This is a genomic window from Clostridium sp. CTA-5, assembly GCF_054768135.1.
On the sequence record NZ_BAAAAT010000002.1, the window covers coordinates 154394 to 170423 of the forward strand.

15 protein-coding genes are annotated in these 16030 nt (G+C 26.6%); 2 read left to right on the forward strand and 13 right to left on the reverse strand.

Features of this window, described 5'->3' with window-relative positions; all coding sequences use genetic code 11:
* Positions 1-88: 88 nt before the first annotated feature.
* The 8 genes from ACYUET_RS06025 to ACYUET_RS06060 all read right to left on the reverse strand — a co-directional run bounded on the left by ACYUET_RS06025 (position 89) and on the right by ACYUET_RS06060 (position 6712).
* On the reverse strand, positions 89-946 hold the full coding sequence (locus ACYUET_RS06025) for a tagatose bisphosphate family class II aldolase (protein WP_460278406.1): 858 nt from the start codon (positions 944-946) through the stop codon (positions 89-91).
* A gap of 44 nt (positions 947-990) precedes the next feature.
* Positions 991-1422, reverse strand: a complete 432-nt coding sequence (locus ACYUET_RS06030) for a PTS sugar transporter subunit IIA (protein ID WP_460278407.1) — start codon at positions 1420-1422, stop codon at positions 991-993.
* Positions 1423-1782: 360 nt separating this feature from the next.
* Complete coding sequence (locus ACYUET_RS06035) at positions 1783-2946, reverse strand: SIS domain-containing protein (protein WP_460278408.1); 1164 nt, start codon at positions 2944-2946, stop codon at positions 1783-1785.
* A gap of 53 nt (positions 2947-2999) precedes the next feature.
* Complete coding sequence (locus ACYUET_RS06040) at positions 3000-3725, reverse strand: GntR family transcriptional regulator (RefSeq protein WP_460278409.1); 726 nt, start codon at positions 3723-3725, stop codon at positions 3000-3002.
* A 182-nt stretch (positions 3726-3907) separates the two neighbouring features.
* Positions 3908-4756: a PTS system mannose/fructose/sorbose family transporter subunit IID gene (locus ACYUET_RS06045; RefSeq protein ID WP_460278410.1), complete on the reverse strand. Its 849-nt coding sequence runs from the start codon at positions 4754-4756 to the stop codon at positions 3908-3910.
* Positions 4746-5513 carry a PTS N-acetylgalactosamine transporter subunit IIC gene (gene agaW / locus ACYUET_RS06050; protein ID WP_460278411.1) on the reverse strand — a complete coding sequence of 256 codons (768 nt, stop codon included), beginning with the start codon at positions 5511-5513 and terminating at the stop codon, positions 4746-4748. Before agaW ends, ACYUET_RS06045 begins: the two co-directional genes overlap by 11 nt.
* A 60-nt stretch (positions 5514-5573) precedes the next feature.
* Positions 5574-6050, reverse strand: coding sequence for a PTS N-acetylgalactosamine transporter subunit IIB (agaV, locus tag ACYUET_RS06055; RefSeq protein ID WP_460278412.1), 477 nt, complete (start codon positions 6048-6050; stop codon positions 5574-5576).
* 110 nt (positions 6051-6160) lie between these two features.
* Positions 6161-6712, reverse strand: coding sequence for a hypothetical protein (locus tag ACYUET_RS06060; RefSeq protein WP_460278413.1), 552 nt, complete (start codon positions 6710-6712; stop codon positions 6161-6163).
* 277 nt (positions 6713-6989) lie between these two features.
* Here ACYUET_RS06060 and nagA point away from each other — a divergent pair, with 277 nt between their 5' ends.
* Both nagA and ACYUET_RS06070 read left to right on the forward strand, forming a co-directional pair.
* On the forward strand, positions 6990-8126 hold the full coding sequence (nagA, locus tag ACYUET_RS06065) for an N-acetylglucosamine-6-phosphate deacetylase (RefSeq protein ID WP_460278414.1): 1137 nt from the start codon (positions 6990-6992) through the stop codon (positions 8124-8126).
* A 397-nt stretch (positions 8127-8523) separates the two neighbouring features.
* Complete coding sequence (locus ACYUET_RS06070) at positions 8524-9255, forward strand: DUF6033 family protein (RefSeq protein ID WP_460278415.1); 732 nt, start codon at positions 8524-8526, stop codon at positions 9253-9255.
* A 240-nt stretch (positions 9256-9495) separates the two neighbouring features.
* Here ACYUET_RS06070 and ACYUET_RS06075 read toward each other — a convergent pair whose 3' ends face one another.
* The 5 genes from ACYUET_RS06075 to ACYUET_RS06095 all read right to left on the reverse strand — a co-directional run bounded on the left by ACYUET_RS06075 (position 9496) and on the right by ACYUET_RS06095 (position 16023).
* On the reverse strand, positions 9496-12081 hold the full coding sequence (locus tag ACYUET_RS06075) for a helix-turn-helix transcriptional regulator (protein ID WP_460278416.1): 2586 nt from the start codon (positions 12079-12081) through the stop codon (positions 9496-9498).
* Positions 12082-12396: 315 nt separating this feature from the next.
* Positions 12397-13368, reverse strand: a complete 972-nt coding sequence (locus ACYUET_RS06080) for an ABC transporter permease (RefSeq protein WP_460278417.1) — start codon at positions 13366-13368, stop codon at positions 12397-12399.
* The gene (locus tag ACYUET_RS06085) at positions 13362-14102 is read right to left on the reverse strand and encodes an ABC transporter permease (protein ID WP_460278418.1); all 741 of its coding nucleotides are present in this window, start codon (positions 14100-14102) and stop codon (positions 13362-13364) included. The genes ACYUET_RS06080 and ACYUET_RS06085 overlap by 7 nt, the downstream gene beginning before the upstream one ends.
* Before the next feature lie 11 nt (positions 14103-14113).
* Positions 14114-15052: an ABC transporter ATP-binding protein gene (locus ACYUET_RS06090; protein WP_460278419.1), complete on the reverse strand. Its 939-nt coding sequence runs from the start codon at positions 15050-15052 to the stop codon at positions 14114-14116.
* Positions 15053-15189: 137 nt separating this feature from the next.
* On the reverse strand, positions 15190-16023 hold the full coding sequence (locus ACYUET_RS06095) for a prephenate dehydrogenase (protein ID WP_460278420.1): 834 nt from the start codon (positions 16021-16023) through the stop codon (positions 15190-15192).
* Between the last annotated feature and the right edge of the window lie 7 nt (positions 16024-16030).

Consider the following 16030-nt stretch of genomic DNA (forward strand, 5'->3'; position numbering starts at 1 on the left):
TGCTCTATATTTAAGTATACGTTGATATATACAATAGGCAAAGTGGCATTGTATATATCAACATTTCACTTAAAACATAGCATCTACCTCAATATCTATTGGCACTTCCACAAACTTCTATTTTGTGTTCTACTATTTTTCTCATTGCTTCTTTTCCTGGAGTCATATATTTTCTTGGATCATTTGCCTTTGGATTTATTTTAAAGTATTCTTTAACAGCATCTGAAAAAGGTATTTTTAAATCTGTAGCTATATTAACTTTACATATTCCAAGTGAAATTGCCTTTTTAACTAATTCATCTGGAACATCTGATGCTCCATGCAATACTAAAGGCACACTTACTTTATTTCTTATTTCTTTTAGTCTTTCAAAATCTAACTTTGCTTCACCTTTATATAGCCCATGTGCTGTTCCTATTGCTACCGCTAAAGAATCTACACCTGTCCTTTTTATAAATTCTACTGCATCATCTGGATCTGTATACATTGCATCTTTTTCATCTACTATTAAGTTATCTTCTTTACCTCCAAGTTTTCCAAGTTCTGCTTCAACAGTAGCATCATATTTATGTGCATATTCCACTACTTCTTTTACCTTTGCAATATTAATTTCAAATTCTTCTTTAGATGCATCAATCATACATGATCTGAATCCAATATCAATATTTTTCTTTATTTCATTTATATCTTCAAAATGATCTAAGTGAATAGCTATAGGTATATCATATTTTTTTGCTGCCACCTCTGCCATCGCTTCTATATAAGCCCCACCTGCATATTCTATTGTAGATGGAGTTCCTGCTATAATTACAGGCGATCTCATTTTCATAGCTGTATCAACAACTACTTGTAATGTTTCTAAGTTGTGTATATTAAAAGCAGGTACAGCATATCCTTCTTTTTGTGCTTTTAATAACATTTGCTTTGTTGAAAGTATTTTATGCATAACATATCTCCTTTCTTATAAGTTAAATCCAACTTTACCAACATTTATATTCCATCACAAATTTCTACAGATTCTTTTATTTCTTTTTTCTTATATTCTCTAATTCCTATAGTTGCAGCAGTTTTAATAGCTTCAACTAATTTTTCCATCGTATAATCATTCCTTAATAAAGATGCCTCTAATACCATAGGTAAGTTTACTCCAGATATAACTCTAATTTTTTTATCTTTTCTATTTTCACTAATAATAACAGATACATTAAAAGGTGAACCTCCTGCTAAATCTGCTAAAATTAATACTTCATCTGTATTAAGATTATCAATAGCCTTTCCAATATTTTTTTTTAACACACCCAAGCCTTGTCCAGATTCAAAATTTACTCCTATAACCCCTTTTTGTTCTCCTGCAATTAATTTTACTGAACTAAGTATTCCTGTCGGGAAAATCCCATGTCCAACAATAATCAATCCTATCATTGCTATTTCCCCCTATCACCATATTTATTTAATTTATATCTTTAAAATCAAGGTATGTTTTAAAACAGTGTTGATATTATAGTATAGAGCGAACTGACATTGGAATTTGCTTTTTAGAATTGTTAATGAAGGTTTGTCTAATTAATTGCTTGTCAGCAATCTTTGATTGGGAACATGCATTAATTGGACTAATGTTCATTCTACAATTCTTAAGTGAGAGTCAAAATTTTATATTTTGTTCCTCGAACTTACTCAGCGAATACATATGAGTCGAGTTTCATATTTCAGTTCTGTCCATGAGCTTTAACTATAATATCAACATTCGCTTAAAATATATGCAAAAATTATATAAATTAAAATCTAAAAATTTTGTTTGTGAATGTGTACTCCTTTAACAACTCTATTAACAGTACCATCTGGTCTTGGATTATCTGGAGATACTTTAAGTTTTATTGAATTAAATAATCCGAACATTTGTCCAAATAACATATAATTAAACACTGTATAAATTTCTGGTACATTTTTACCATCGATCTCTATATATTTATTACACATATTTTTTAATTTTTCATTCTTTTCATAACTTATTACTGCAAGCTTATGATTTCCAGAATCATTATATATTTCATTTATTAAATCTAAATCATAAAGGTTAGTATATTTATCTATAGAATTCATAATAATAACCAAAGTATCATCATTAATTATTGACTTAGGACCATGTCTAAAGCCCATAACAGATTCAAATATTGTTACTATTTTACCACTTGTGAGTTCTAAACTTTTTAGTGCCATCTCTTGAGCTAAACCCTTTAATATTCCTGATCCTAAATAAACAACTCTATTGCTTTCATAATTAACCAAGTCATAAACATCAGTCCACTTATTCTCTAAAATATATTCTGCTTGTTCTGATATTAAATCAACAAATTCTCTATTCTTCTCTATATTATCTATATTAAACATTAATACTGTCGCTAATAACATAGAGCTAAAAGAACTTGTCATCGCAAACCCTTTATCATTTGATTCTTCTGGCATAAACAATACTAAATTCTTATTATTTTTAATAGCCTTTTTAGCTAATTCCCCATCTTCATTACAGGTAATTACCACTTGTGATATATTAGTAACATTCTCTTCAAATAAATCATATGCTCCAACACTTTCTGGTGAATTTCCTGATCTTGCATAAGACACTAAAATAGTTTGTGTATCTTTTTCTATATATTGATTAGGGTTTGATACTAAATCAGTAGTAGCAATAGCTTCAATTCGTGCATTTACTTTGCTTTTTAATTCTAATAGAACAGTATGTCCTACATAATCTGAAGTCCCTGCACCTGTTAATATTATTCTTGTATTCTTTGATATATTTTTATTAAAAAATGATTTAATTTTATCTCTTTTATCATAAATCATCGTATATGTTTCTTTCCACAAACGAGGTTGTTGTCTTATTTCTTTTGCTGTATTTATTGAATTTAATTTTTCTAATTCTTCAATAGTTTTTCCAAAAATCATAATGCCCTCCTTCACTGGATACGTCATCATTACCAGTTTCTATAAAATTTTTATTAGTTTTTTAAACACACTCTATATTTAAATTTATCTCCTCTTGCAATACTTAATGTATATTCAATAACTTGCTTATTTTCATATGTTGTTCTTTCAATTTTCAATCCTGGTTGACCTTGTGATACATCTAAATAAATACTTTCTAATTTATTTATTAAAACACTTTCAAGTGCTTCTTCTGCCGACGTTATATGAACATTAAAATTTCTTTTAAAAATTTCATACATAGGATTTTCTTCTAAATCTTTTTTGGTCATTCCGTTAAATTTCTCATATGGTAAATATGTTACTTCATATATCATTGGAATATCATCTGCTATTCTTATTCTTGTTATTTTATATACCAGTTCATTTTCTTTTATTTTTAATTTTCTTGATATTTTACTACCTGGTTCTGCAATTTCAAAATTTAATAATTTAGATACAGGTTTTTTACCTAATTTTCTCATTTCATCAGTAAATGAATAAACTTTTATTAACTCTTGTTCAAATCTTCTTGATGATATAAAATTTCCTTTTCCATGAACTTTATATATATATTTTTGTTTTTCTAATTCATCCAATGCTTGTCTTACAGTTGTTCTACTAACACCATATTTTTCACAAATCTCTCTTTCAGAATCTAATTGATCACTTTCTTCCATATAATTCTCTATTTGATTAATAAGAATATCCATTAGTTGTACATATAATGGAATCTTAGAGTTTTTATCAATTTTATTCATTTAAGTATACCTCTTTACAATTTAATCTATTTTTTCATAATTATAACATATTATTATTAATTATAGAAATTACCTTTTATCATTGATAATAATTTATACATACTACTTTTAATAATTATTTTAAGTATTTGAAAAGTTCAGATGGAGTTAAAACTCCACCCGAAACTTTAAAAATTTATATATTATAGTATAGGGAAATGTGTAACATGTTCTATGAATTTTGCAATTAATCCTAATGCAATTGTAATTACTATTAATTTAATTGGTGAATATCCTTTCTTCAATAACTTATACATTAAAAATGTATAACCTAAAGCTAACATGTTAGGCATTACTTGATCTAAAACACCTTCTTGTAATTTTATTGCTGAATCACCTTTTGCAGAACCTACTGAAATTACCATTGTTGTTTTTAAATTAACCATTGATGCTATTAATCCACCAACAACTGTTAATCCTAATATTGATGCTGCATGAGATATTTTTTTAGTTTGTTCTTTTAATGATGAAAGTGCTTTAACTCCTGTCTTATATCCATAATTCATTAAAAAGAATCTTAAAAAGAAATGTAGTGTATTAAACATTATCAAGAAAACTATAGGTCCTGCAACATTTCCTTCCATAGCCATTGATGCGCCTATACCAACACAAATTGGCAAAGCTGTTAACCAGAATAATGCATCTCCAATACCACCTAAAGGTCCCATAGTAGCAACTTTTATCGCCCTAATTGTATTTCTATCTTCTTTGTTTTCTTCCATTGCCAATATCAAACCCATAATAAAAGTTACTAAAAATGGGTGAGTATTAAAAAATTCCATGTGATCTTTCATTGCTTGAGAAAGATCTTCTTTATTAGTGTGAATTTTCTTTAAACCTGGTATTAACCCATAAAGCCATCCACAACCTTGCATTCTTTCATAATTAAATGATGCTTGTAGAAAAAGTGAACGCCAAACCATATGATTTAAATCTTTATTAGTAAGTACCTTTTTAGGACTCGGATCCTTATATACTACATTAGATTCCATCTTCATATTCCTCCTCTACCACTTTAACTGTTTGCTTATTACTAGCTGAATAATAATCATATAATGCTATACTTAATCCAACTAAAGCTAATCCCAAGATTGAAATATGACCATATGTTACAAATAAGAAACCAATAATAAGAAACGCCATATATTCTTTCTTTAACATAATCTTTAATAACATTGCAAATCCAATTGCAGGCATTACTCCACCAGCTACTTTTAATCCTTCAATAATCCATTGTGGAACTGCGCTTACAATGTCTGCAGCTCTGTCTGCTCCAAAGAATATTGGTAAAAATGCAATAATAAAATAAAATACAAATAAACAAAGCATTCCCATATAATTAATTTTATCTATCCCTTGTGTATCTGCATTTTCTGCATAAGTATCAGCTTTGTGCATAAAGAATGAAAATGCTGTAAAAATAAATGTTATAGCAGCTTGTACAGCTACAGCAAATGGTATCGCTACTCCAACAGCCGCTTGGGGTTCTAATTTACCTAAAATAGCTATACTTGTTCCAATAATACCCCCAATAACTACATTTGGAGGTTGAGCTCCTGCAAGTGGAACCATTCCCATAAAAACAAGTTCTAATGCAGCTCCAACTATAAGTCCAGTTTGTACATCTCCTAAAATTAAACCAACTACAAGTCCTGTTACTATTGGTCTGTGTATGTGAGTTAATCCATCATATAAATCTATTCCTGCAATACCTGCCCAAATCGCAATTAATAAAGCTTTAACAAACATGAGTTTCCTCCTTCATTAATATATTTTTCATAATAAAAATAATTTCTTAATTCTACAGGGTTATATGTGTTTATAAATATCTTCATCTATTGCTTCATCAGGTACTCTTCTTATTTCTAATTCAATTCCCAATTCTTTAAGTCTTCTAAATGCTTGTATATCATTTTCATCTATAGAAACTGTTGATGAAATTTGTTTTTTACCTTCACTAAAATGTAAATTTCCTATATTTATCTTTTTAATAGGAACACCGCCTTCTACTAATCTAACTGCATCTTGTGGTGTCTTACAGACTAAAAAAATCAATTGTCTTGGCGCTGCTTTGTTTATTATTTTTATAGTCTTTTGTATTGAGAAAAACCTTATCCCTATTGTATCTGGAATAACCATTTCCATTAAATTTTGTTGAATAGGGTCTTTGGCAACCTCATCATTTGCTACTACAAGTAAATTAGCTCCTAAATGATTTACCCAAGTTACTCCAACTTGACCATGCACTAACCGGTTGTCAATTCTTGTTAATAATATATTTGGCATTTCTCACCCCTCCTATAAATACCAGTTAAATTTTTACCAATTGGTAATTACCATACCTCAATGTTAATCCTTTACAATTGAACTGTCAATATTTTGAAATAAAATATTTTTTAAATTATTTTTTTACTTCTAAACATAAAAAAATAGATTATACTAGTAAGTAAAGATGATATTGTTATCAAGCTTATTGAAGTTAATAAGTTTAATAATTTAAATAATATACTATATACAACGCAACTCATTAAAAACATTAAAATAATTTTAAATATCTCTATAATGCTATGTTTTTCTGATATTATCTCAAGCATTTGATGCTCTGATAGAGTATTATTCTTATATTTTTTATTTAAATATCGACTTATTATACTAGATAAAAATATTTTTATAATAAATTCTCCAATAAAGATTATAAATACACTTACAAATGATATTATAAAAATTTTATAAGCAGAAATATTAACTGGTAATGTCCAGTTTGCTAATTTTAAAAATAAACTCATAATTATAAGTATAAATAAAGCTATCGGTAAACTGAATAATATAAAAAAACTTGAAATCTTTAAATTTTCTTTTCCAGCAGTTTTTAAAGCAAATATGTTGTATACATATATAGTTGAAAATGACAAAATAATTGCTAATAAAATAAAATTAAAATAATACATGACACATCCCCCCTTTTAACTTAATTATATTTTTGCTTTAAATAATTATAACCTCATTTAATATTTCTATAGATTTACTAAAATTTAAAATACATATTTATCTATTTTAAATTTTTTTCATATACATATTAAATTTTTAATATTATTTTATCCTATGTTTTACATGAACATTAATATTGTAGTATAAGAACGAATAGGCATTGGAATTTGCTTTATACCACAATATCAACACTATTTTAAAATATAATTGTATTTTACAATATTAGGAGGTTTTCTTATGTTAATTAAAAATTGCAATATTATTTATTTAAACAAGATAGAAAATGGTTCTGTTCTTATTAAAGATGGTAAAATTAAAGAAATTAATCCATCTAATTTTACTGATGATGAGATAATAGATGCAGAAGGATTATATCTTTCCCCTGGATTTATTGATGTTCATATTCATGGTGCTGGCGGATGTGATACTATGGATGGAACAATAGATTCACTTAATACAATTTCAAAAATAATAGCTAAGCATGGTACAACATCTTTTGTACCAACCACTATGACAGTATCAATAAACGATATTAATAAATCTATGAGAGTAATAAAAACATTAAAAGAATATGGGGCTGAAGGTGCTCATGTTTTGGGTGTCCATTTAGAAGGACCTTTTATAAATCCAAATGCAATTGGAGCTCAAAATCCAAAATATATTTTACCTCCATCAATTTCTACTTATAAATCTATGGTTAAAGATTGTGAAGACTGTGTTATTTCAATTACATTAGCACCAGAAATTAATGGTTCTAATGAGTTAATTAAATTTCTTTCTAAAAATAATGTTATATGTTCACTAGGGCATACTAAAGCTACCTATGAAGAAACAATTGATGCAATAAAGTGTGGCGCATCTCATTCAACACATCTTTTTAATGCAATGCCACCTTTTAATCATAGAAATCCCGGAATTATAGGTGCTATATTTGATACTAATATGACAACTGAAACTATTGCTGATGGAGTTCATGTATCATATCCTGCATTAAGAATTGCTTATAAACAAAAAGAAACTGATAATGTTTTATTAATAACTGACGCTATTATGGCATGTTGTATGCCTGATGGAAAATACTCATTAGGTGGACAAGAGGTTATAGTAAAAAATGGTGTAGCTAGAGTTAATAGTGGTTCTTTAGCTGGTTCTGTTTTAACTCTTGATAAAGCTGTTAGAAACATCTATAAAAATTCTGATTTACCTTTAAATGAAATCATAAAAATGGCATCATTTAATCCTGCTAAACATTGTAAAGTAGCAGATCATAAAGGGTTAATCAAAGAAGGTTACGATGGGGATTTAATATTATTTGATGATAATATTGACATAAAAAAAGTATTTATTTTAGGTAAAGAATTCTATTCAAAATAAATAGCTATGTTTTAAATAATAATTAATATTGTAGTATAAATTCCAATACCACTCGAATTTTATACTACAATGTCAATACTATTTTAAACCATAGCTTTTTTATATTATTTCATTTATTACATCTTTTAAATTTATATTGAATCTTCATATGCATATATACCTGTACTCCCAAAATATATATTCCTAAAACCCAATAAATCTGTGGCCAAAATAAACGAAACAATTCATTACATATCTTAGAAAACGTGTAATGAAATTCTAAAAATGGACGATATATAATATAAGTAACCATTTATGGATTAAATTAGACTTTTTTAAATTATTTGTAATTGATTATATTTAAAAATAAATTTATTAATTTTATAGATTAATTATATTGAAAGGAATGAAACGCTTTATGGAAAACATTAATTTGAGTTTAAATCAAGATTTTATACAAAAGTTAACCAATTTAAGAAAATCAGATATGAGTATTGAAAATTTACAAAATAACAATATAACTACAAATTTTAGTGATTTGTTATCTAATGTAGATAATAATCAATTAGATGTAAAAACTATAAATATCATAAAAAATTTAACACAAAAGTACAATATATGTATTTCAGTAACTCCTGATCCAAATGATAAAAACTCTGTTCAAAAAGAGTCTTTTGGTAATATGAATGTTTCTGGAGATAACAATTTAGTTATTATTCCACGTAATCTATTGAATAAAATGGTAAATGATCCTAATCAACTAAAATCAGTTGAAAATGTAATAAAAAGTGATATTAGCGCATTTAAGCAAACTGAATGTATACGACGCTTAACAGGAGAAAAAACAACATCAACTCCCCTTACTTTTGATGAAGATGGCAATTGGATCAAGTGTGGCTGGTCTATTAGTAATTCAACTTCAAAAGAGTCAAAAACAACTAAATCAAAACAAGAAGAACTGAACTTATTACAACCAAAATTGTCCAACACCAATTTCAATAAAACTGCATATAAAATTAGTGAGGTATATGAACAACCACTTTTAAACTCATCATTAAATAGCATGGTAAATCCATACTTAAATGTAATAAACAATTATTATAGTTTTGTAGGTCTAGATAAAAATAAATACCTTAAAGCTTATAAATAATATTATATTATTTATAAAATTTAAGCGTAAAAATAAAGATTATATTTAGTATTTTTTAATATAATTAATAATTAAATCTGATATAAACTTTATTATTCTATAATAAATTATAATCTTAACAAATCCATATGATCTTTATAAAATAATAGCAAGTCCAACTATCATTGCTTTACAGAAATTTCAAAGAGTTCTTGTATAGAAAATAATATTGAACTTGCTATTATTCACTCATTTTTTAATTTATATTTTTCTAAAATCATATTTGATTTTATTAACTGCTGCCACTCTATTATTTACTCCAAGTTTCCCATAAATATTTATAATATGAGATTTTACAGTTGATAGTGAAATATATAGATTTTCTGCAATCTGTTTATTAGTGCTTCCTTTTGCTAATTCATTTAAAACTTCTTTTTCTCGTTCTGTTAAATCATATTGATTTTTTTCTATTTCTTTTATCCCATTCTTACAATCTGAATTTAAAATACATGAAATAAAATCAATTTCTTCTGATGAAAGTTTATTTTTTAATTCTGCACCCATGTCTGCCATTACTTTATTAGTTGTTTTCTTTTCAAACCAAAACGGGAGTGCAAGTCCATTTTCTGTTCCATAAGCAACTGCTTCTAAAAAAATATTCTGAATATCATTTTTGTTACCTTCTCTATCTAACAACATACGAATTTTAAATAAATCACACTCTATAATCTTTAACTTATTCTGCATTTTTCTAGCTTTTTGAGTAATCTCATTGACAAGTTTCTTTGCTTCTTCTATATTAGCATTTTCATATTGAATTATAGAATATAGTAAATTACACTCCATTATCTTTAATGAATCATCAGCATCTTCATATTCCTTTAAAAATTGTTTTGCCAATTTTTTATTATTATCGCGACAAATCGGATATCTTAAAAGTCTTGCAGAAAAATAAATATTCTTAAATATTTCCTTATGCATTATATCCGTCAATATCTTTTCTGTCATTTCATGATTTCCAACCAAATAATAATATTCTGCTAAAGTATATTGATAAGCAAAATTAACTGCTGATGAATCATTAATTAATAATTCTTTTGCTTTTTCTAATGCCTCAAATGTCTTGTTAAGAGCAAGTTTTTTGGTATATGCTCCTGCAATACCAATATAATAACAAGTTGCTACTAAGTTAAGCTTTGGAATCATTAACTCCATTTCTTTATATAAACTAAAACATGTATCTAAGTCCCCTATATCCTCACAAATTTGTGCTTTTTCTGAAAGTATAAAAAATCCAATATAAATATTTCCAGTTTGTTTATATACTTCATTTGCAAAATTCAAGTATTCTATTGATTCCTTATACTTTGAAGACGCAAATAAAAAATAAGCTTCCTTTATTAATAAGAATGCAGTAGTTACAGGATTAAGTGGTAATGAATCAATTTGATTTAATGAAAGAACCTTAACCTTATCTAATTCCAATCTATAATTAAAAAACATATCTGCATGTTTAAATGCTGCAAATGTTTTATCATTTTTCATATATTTATTAATAAAATTATATATTTTTTTACATACTTCTGTATCAAAACTAGCATAGTAATAAAAAAAATATTGATAAGCAAAATCCTTATTTTTTATAATTTCCTCCATTGGTACTTTCATAATATAGGAAAATGTCAATGCTGTTTGTGGCATTTTAAGAATTAGTTCCATTATTTTTTCATATTCTTTAATAATAAATAGATGGTTAAGAGTTTCTTCATAATCTCCTAATTCATAATAAATATCTGCTGCAAAATTATGTAAGTATGTTTTCTTATCATCATCAAACTTATTAAAAATACCTTTTAAATATTCAGCTAGAATAGAATGATACCTATAAACTCCTAAATTATCATCAATATTTATAACAAAAAGATTCTTTTGCAAAATAGACTCAATCATACGGTCAAAGTCAATTTTGGGTTGATATTTATCGCATATTTCTTCACTGAAATATCTTAAAATTGATGTTTCTACCAAAAAATCTTGTTCTTCTTGAGTTAAAAATTCAAAAATTTCTTTTGTAATATAATCCTCAAGTAGACGATTAGACAGTTTTATTGTTTTCATTGTTTCATTAATCTTTTCTTTTGAAGCTATTGCAAGTAATTGGAGTCCACCTATCCATCCTTCTGAAGCTTCTATCATATCATTAATCTTTTCTTCATCTTTATCAATTTTCAATGTCTCTGTTAAAAATTCAATACTTTCTTTTTCTGTTAGTTTAATGGAATCTTCCTCAATAAGCATTATCTTACCTTCTATAGCAAGTGTCCCAAGGTATATCTCTGGTATTTCTCTTGTAAGAAGTACTAAATGTAGATTTTCTGAAATATTTTCAATAAAATAATTAATCGTAGAAATAAGAAAAGAATCTGAAATCATTTGAAAATCATCAATTATTAAAAATATATCTTCTTTTATCGATAATTTATTAACTAAAAGAGATATTATTTTCCACAAATTCTCTTTCTGCATATTGCTATCAAAAAGAGTTTGAAAATCTGCTTTTGTATCTCCAAAATAGTCATTTAAAACTTCTATTACATAATTCCAGAAAACAAAAGTTTGATCTGTGTTTTCATCTAATGTAATCCATTTTACATTTTCAAGCTTTGTTTCCTTAACAAAACTTGAAAGTAAAGTAGTCTTACCACATCCAGCACCAGCCTTTACAATAGTAACCGTATATTCTTTTATATTTTCTAATTTATTAAACAATTCTCTTCTTATAATATAATTTTTTCTTGGTTGTGGCATTTTTAGTTTTATAGATAAAATAGGCATTTCATATTTCACAAATTGCCACCTCCTCACTTTAGAGATATTTTTTTACTAACACTTAAATATGCCATTTCATTTTTCCTTAAAATTATTCTTTTCATATTATGCATTGTATAATTTTAACATAATCATGCAGAATAATTCCACAAGTTTCTATACGTAATGATATATATGCTTACATTTTAATCTTTATAGAAATAAAGTTATAGTGTTACATCAAAAGATAATGTGTATGTTTCTTGATTATAAGTATTTCATTTGTTGATTGTTACCAACTTGTTTGAGGAACAAGCAACAAACGAAACTACTCTTAGTACATATCAAAAATAATTATTCATGATATATATAATCTTTTCTAGTCTTAACAATAGCAAAAATAAATAATATAACTGAAAGTCCTATAACATATATAAGCTGTAATTCAATATTCTTAGAAACATTTCCTTTTTCAAGTGCATCTACAAAATTAATAAAATCCTTTTGTGGAATAATGTGAAGTAATTTATTAAACAATGTCTGTTTTCTTGTAAATGAATAAAAACTGCCTGCAAGTATAGAAGATAAAATAATTATTGAATTTCCAAGCATATTAGCAGTATCTGCTACACAAAATAGTGAATTTAAAAATAATGCAAATGCTGTGGATAATATTCCTAGAACTAATATCAATCCTGCATATTGAAGCAATGAAAAACCAATTGCAACTCCAGCAATTTTTGCAAAAGCAATAATTGTAAATGAAGGAATAAATATTATTGAAATTATAAAAAATGAATGACCAAGTAAATACTTTATAAAATATATTGGAGACATAGCCACTCTTTCTATCATATGCTTTTCCTTATCCTCTGCAAAAAACCTTGCATAAAGCACTCCCTGCATTAATAAAAACATCATCATATATCCTATAATATTAGTTCCAATTCTTCTTGAAGTGTCCATATTAGGTATAAATGTATCTGGATGTTCTAATGCATCATCAAGCATTGCTTTGAATTCATCACTTTTTATTGTATCAATGCTATATGAATCATCTTTTATTGTAACTACAGCATCATATCTATCTTGAAGTAATTCAGATCTTGGTAACTCAGAGTCCAATTTTGTTATATTAAAATAATTACAATTCATAAATTCTATATTAGAATCTTTTGATATGACTGCAATATTTCCCTTTATCTGAATTTTATTAGTTAGTATAATCGCTGATGTAACTGCACATACGGTAAGTGCAATTGCAACAATTAAATAAGCTTTTTCTGCTAATATCCTTCTCCAGTTATTATAAAATACTGCTAACATATACAATCCTCCTTTTTAAATGTTTTATCAGAAATCACAAAAACTACTACAATTGCAAATATTAAAATTAATGCTGTAATATAAAACATTGAAAAATTGTTATCATATATAATAGAAAATGTTGTTTTCATAACCCATTTTGCTGGTGAAAGATAACTAATACCACGAACTACTTTTCCATAACCATCCATTGGAAACAAAAGTCCTCCAAATACAGCAAATAAATTAATTATCATCCCTAATATTTGATTTGCCATTGCTTCTGTCTTGAAAATACAACAAAACATAACACCTATAGCTACTGAAAAAAGCTCTGTTAAAGTAAATAGAATTATGATTTCAAATGTTACACTAATATGAACATGATACATTATATAAAGTACTACCATATCAAACAAATGACATAAACATGAAAATACAAAAGATGATATTATTTTTGATATATAAATTGACTTCACATTTCCTGGTGCATAAATAATACGCATATTGGGCTTTCTAATTCTCTCCTCCATAAATGCATTGGCAGAAGTCATTCCACTACTAAGAATACAATAAATCATTAAAGTAATCCCATAATAATCATATGATGTCACATCACTTCCATAACTTTCTTTGCTTAAAAAACCTAGTATTGAAACAAATAAAATAGGAAATACAGTTCCATAAAATACCCACATAGGATTTTTAATTAAATTTTTAAAATCCTCTTTACTTATTAATAATAAATTTCGCATCTCTCTAACTCCTAATCTCTCAAGCTTTTACCAGTTAAACGTAAAAATACATTTTCAAGACTTGCTGTCCTACAAAATAAATTTAAAATTTTAGCTTTACTTGATATCACTAATGAAATAATCTTTTCTAAATTTTCAACATTCTTTAGTGTAGTAATTGTTAACTGTTCTGACTGCCTTTCCACTTTTTTAATTCCTTCAATATCATAAAAAGAATCTATATTAATATTTTTATCATCCTCTAATTCTAAAATAAATTGTCTATCATCAAAAATTTCTTCTTTAAGACTCTCCTTTGTACCTTCTGCAATAATATTTCCACTGTCCATAATCAATATACGCGTTGAAATTTCCTCAACTTCCTCCATATAATGAGTTGTGTAAATAATAGTTGTCCCTTGTTTGCTTAGCTTTTTAATTGAATTTAAAATATGATTTCTAGATTGAGGATCAATACCTACTGTAGGTTCATCCATAATCACAAGTTCTGGTTCATGTGCTATTGCGCATGCTATATTTAATCTTCTCTTCATTCCTCCAGAAAAAGTCTTTGATTTATCTTTTCTTCTTTCTAAAAGTCCTACAAACTCAAGTGCTTTGCTTACCTTATCTTCTAACTCTTTTCCCCTTAATCCATATAATGATGCAAAAAATTTCACATTCTGTTCTGCACTCAGATCCTCATAAATTGCTAACTCTTGTGGAACAACTCCTAAATGCTTTTTAAATTCATTTAAACACACTTTAACATCTCTGCCTTTATAATCAATCTCCCCAGCATCATATCCTAAAATTCCACAAAGAATATTAATAGTTGTACTTTTGCCTGCACCATTTGGTCCTAAAAAGCATAATATCTCTCCTTCATTTACCTTAAAAGATATTTCTTGTACTACATGTTTTTCTCCATAGCTTTTATCTAAGTTATTTACACATAAAATTGAATTCATATTTTTCATCCTTTCTTAAATATTAAAATAAATTAATAGAACAACTTATAAACACTCTATGTTTTAATACGCCCTATATAAATAATTATAGAAAAAAGCAAAAAAAATAAATCAACCAAAAGGTTGATTTATTAGGTCTATAATTTTTCACGCCTCTTAGTTGATTTTATAAATAATTCTTTTAAAGATTCTTTATCATCATCTCTTATAGCATCTTTTAATTTATCTAGCTCTATTTCAAATGACTCTATACACTTTAATAAATTTTCTTTATTTCCTAAGAAAAGTTCACTCCACAAATTTTCGTTTATGTTAGCTATTCTAGTTAAATCTCTATAACTATCTCCAATGAAACTCCCAGTATCTCTTCCTTCTATATCACTATTAATTAAAGCTACAGCTAAAGCATGAGGAAGCTGACTTGTAAAACCTATCATCTCATCATGATATTCTGGAGTTATTCTTTTAACTCTTTTAAAACCTATTTTATAAGCTAAACTTTCTATAAGTTTTAAATTCTCTTCTTTATTTATCTTAATAGGGGTTAGAATATAATTTGCTCCTTTAAACACATCATTTGTAGCAAAATGTATTCCCTTTTTTTCTCTTCCAGCCATAGGATGACCAAAAATAAAATCTATATTTTCTGGAAGTACATCTATTATATCTTGAATAAACATTTTTTTAATACCAGTAGCATCAGTAATTATTGCTCCATCTTTAAAATTATCTATGTTGCTTATAATAAACTGCTTAACAAGCTTAGGATAGATTGAAATTACAACTAAATCTGCTGTTTTTAAAATTTCTTTTCCATCAACAAATCCATCTTTTATTAATTTAAGATCTTTAGCTTTCATCAATGTCTCTCTATCTACATCTATCCCATAAACATCTTCATAACCACATTCTTTCAATGCCATAGCAAATGAACCACCAATAACTCCAAGACCAACCACTACTACTTTCATATTTCTT

Excerpts from the sequence above, each read along its gene's own strand:
- ACYUET_RS06025 (WP_460278406.1), bottom strand. The coding sequence starts at position 946 with ATGCATAAAATACTTTCAACAAAGCAAATGTTATTAAAAGCACAAAAA.
- ACYUET_RS06030 (WP_460278407.1), bottom strand. The coding sequence starts at position 1,422 with ATGATAGGATTGATTATTGTTGGACATGGGATTTTCCCGACAGGAATA.
- ACYUET_RS06035 (WP_460278408.1), bottom strand. The coding sequence starts at position 2,946 with ATGATTTTTGGAAAAACTATTGAAGAATTAGAAAAATTAAATTCAATA.
- ACYUET_RS06040 (WP_460278409.1), bottom strand. The coding sequence starts at position 3,725 with ATGAATAAAATTGATAAAAACTCTAAGATTCCATTATATGTACAACTA.
- ACYUET_RS06045 (WP_460278410.1), bottom strand. The coding sequence starts at position 4,756 with ATGGAATCTAATGTAGTATATAAGGATCCGAGTCCTAAAAAGGTACTT.
- agaW (WP_460278411.1), bottom strand. The coding sequence starts at position 5,513 with ATGTTTGTTAAAGCTTTATTAATTGCGATTTGGGCAGGTATTGCAGGA.
- agaV (WP_460278412.1), bottom strand. The coding sequence starts at position 6,050 with ATGCCAAATATATTATTAACAAGAATTGACAACCGGTTAGTGCATGGT.
- ACYUET_RS06060 (WP_460278413.1), bottom strand. The coding sequence starts at position 6,712 with ATGTATTATTTTAATTTTATTTTATTAGCAATTATTTTGTCATTTTCA.
- nagA (WP_460278414.1), top strand. The coding sequence starts at position 6,990 with ATGTTAATTAAAAATTGCAATATTATTTATTTAAACAAGATAGAAAAT.
- ACYUET_RS06070 (WP_460278415.1), top strand. The coding sequence starts at position 8,524 with ATGGAAAACATTAATTTGAGTTTAAATCAAGATTTTATACAAAAGTTA.
- ACYUET_RS06080 (WP_460278417.1), bottom strand. The coding sequence starts at position 13,368 with ATGTTAGCAGTATTTTATAATAACTGGAGAAGGATATTAGCAGAAAAA.
- ACYUET_RS06085 (WP_460278418.1), bottom strand. The coding sequence starts at position 14,102 with ATGCGAAATTTATTATTAATAAGTAAAGAGGATTTTAAAAATTTAATT.
- ACYUET_RS06090 (WP_460278419.1), bottom strand. The coding sequence starts at position 15,052 with ATGAATTCAATTTTATGTGTAAATAACTTAGATAAAAGCTATGGAGAA.
- ACYUET_RS06095 (WP_460278420.1), bottom strand. The coding sequence starts at position 16,023 with ATGAAAGTAGTAGTGGTTGGTCTTGGAGTTATTGGTGGTTCATTTGCT.